The organism is Nonomuraea sp. K271 (assembly GCF_009908215.1).
Taxonomy (GTDB): Bacteria; Actinomycetota; Actinomycetes; order Streptosporangiales; family Streptosporangiaceae; genus Nonomuraea; species Nonomuraea longispora.
This window is the reverse complement of record NZ_JAAAHR010000347.1, coordinates 1-2,207: the sequence shown is the minus strand read 5'-3', so window position 1 is coordinate 2,207 and position 2,207 is coordinate 1. Positions and strand designations below refer to the sequence as shown.

The following is a 2,207-nucleotide window of genomic DNA, read 5'->3' as shown; positions in this document are numbered from 1 at the left end:
GTCGTCATACAGTCCGCGTACGAGATCCAGGTCGTTCATCGACGCATGTCCTCCTCGTCCAGCAGGGGGTTGCTCCCACCCAGCGCCTTGCGTAGTTTCTTGCGGGCCCGGTTCAGCCGCGAGGAGACCGTGCCGAAGGGCACGTCCAGAGCCTGCGCCGCCTCTTCGTAGCTGAGCCCCGACAGCGACACCAGCAGCAGCACGTCGCGTTGATCGGCGGGGAGGGCGGCGATGGCCTTGGCCAGCGTCCCCTTCAGCCTTTCGGCGCTCACCTTCTCGGTCGCCGCGTCCTCATGGCCGCCGGCGGACTCCGATACGGAGCGGAGCCGGTTCATGGCGCGTAAGAGGCGAACCTCATCGCGCCGGTGGCGGCTGATGACGTTGGTCGCGATGCCGTAGAGCCATGGCCGGGCGCTGCTGCGGCTCACGTCGTAGCGATGACGTTGCCGGAACGCCAGGACGAAGGTCTCGGCGCAGATGTCGTCGGCCGCGTGCGGGCCGAGCCGCTGTGAGGCGTACCGATGGATCTCCGTGTAGTGGGCGTCGAAGACGGTGCCGAAACAGTCGGGCTCGTCCCAAGACCGCTTGATCGCCGTGGCGTCGTCCTGCCACGGTGGTACGACGCTCTGGGGAGCTGCCACGTCGGTCTCCTTCATACACGAACCTTGTCGTCGGCGGTACAGCGGTCACCACTTGTTGCCCGAAGGCCGCCGTCGCCTTCCCCTCGAATTCCGAGAGGCCTCGGCTGATGCAGGGAGCTGGCGGCCCTGCCGCGGCGCGCGCGTGCTCCGGAACTGGCTGGTTCACGCATCTGTCCGAGCGGGTTATCGACGACGCCGTCGGCACACCGTCATGAGGCACAGCCAGGCAGGCACTGGCCGTCATGGACAGGTGCTCGCCGTCCCTGCGGCCTGGGTGAAGGGCACGAGCTCCTGCCAGAGGGTGCACGAGGCACCGGCGTGGCCGCCTCGAGCGCGGTAGCGCTTCACCGAGACAGTGGATGTGCCGGTGAAGGTGACTCCCTGGTGAGCGATTCTCCAGCCGGTGTCGCAGAAGCGACGCCGGAACTCGGGCATCCTTATGCGGGCCTTGCCCGCGTACTTGCGGCGGATCAGCGCAGCAACCGGGCCCAAGTGTGGGCATCGATCGCATCGTGCGCACGCCGGTTGGGACGGAACCCATACGAGCACGGCAGAAAGTCCGCCTCAAAGATGGGTTCGAGTACCTGTTTGAGGCTGGCTTGGACCACCCGGTCGGCGACGGTGGGGATGCCCAGATTGCGCAGCTTGCCGCTGGCCTTGGGAATCATCACCTGCCGAACTTCGACCAGGGAGAACTCGCCCGACCACAGAGTCCCGAATCTGGCCCAGGAACGCCTCGACCCCGATCTGGGGTCTCGATCTGCACCACCGTGGCCCGATCGATCCCCGGAGTCCGCGCCCCTGCGTTGCCGGCTATGCGCTCCCGCATGGACCAGAAACGCCGGGTCGTAGACGAGATTGAACAAGTCGCCGAACCGGCGACCTCGATCATCGGTCGCCAGTGGTGCAACTTGGTCTGCATCCTCCGTACCGCGGCGAAAGCCGAATCAGTATCCGGCCATCGCGTGGCGCTGGTGTTCACCAGCGCATCTTCGGACATTGCATTCCTTCCTTGTCTGGCACGCTTCCGCCCTTCCCCTTGTGACCGGCTCTCCCGGCCTCCGAGTACTACGGCGACTCCGTCCCGCCCGCGCCTTCGGCTTGCGTCGCGCCTATCCCGCGCATCACCCCTGGCGGGGATGAGGCCCGGGAGCGGCCACGGGCGGTTCCCACGTTCACTGCTGTCCGATCGACGGGTTAGGCACACGGCTATACCCCTGCGGCATCGCCATGGCTACGCCGTAGTTCTTCACCATGGCCTCCGTGCCCAAGCGGTTAAGACCGAACCCAGAGTTTCCCGCTCCGTGATGAGGGAGCGGGCACGCACCGCCCTCCAACCCATATCCACCGGATTTGAGCTGGCGACATGTCAAAAGGCGTAATGGCACCGGTTCCTCGCGTATACCTTCCCGTCTCGCTCACCGCACCCGGCCCATCCGTGTCAACGACGGCCGAATCCTGACCCCCTGACGACGTCTGAATCGTGACCCCCTGATGTCGTCGTCGGTTACTGCTCGTGCTCAGATCGGGCCGGCGGAACCCGGCCCAGATCGCGGTTCTTCAGCC

The 2,207-nt window shown here is 66.1% G+C and carries 2 protein-coding genes; both read right to left on the bottom strand.

The genetic code is table 11. The features are described 5' to 3' along the window. Window positions 1-35: 35 nt before the first annotated feature. Window positions 36-641: an RNA polymerase sigma factor gene (locus GUY59_RS46770; protein WP_252375261.1), complete on the bottom strand. Its 606-nt coding sequence runs from the start codon at window positions 639-641 to the stop codon at window positions 36-38. Window positions 642-1,111: 470 nt separating this feature from the next. Continuing rightward, window positions 1,112-1,312 carry a reverse transcriptase domain-containing protein gene (locus tag GUY59_RS48140; protein WP_330849316.1) on the bottom strand — a complete coding sequence of 67 codons (201 nt, stop codon included), beginning with the start codon at window positions 1,310-1,312 and terminating at the stop codon, window positions 1,112-1,114. Window positions 1,313-2,207 lie beyond the last annotated feature (895 nt).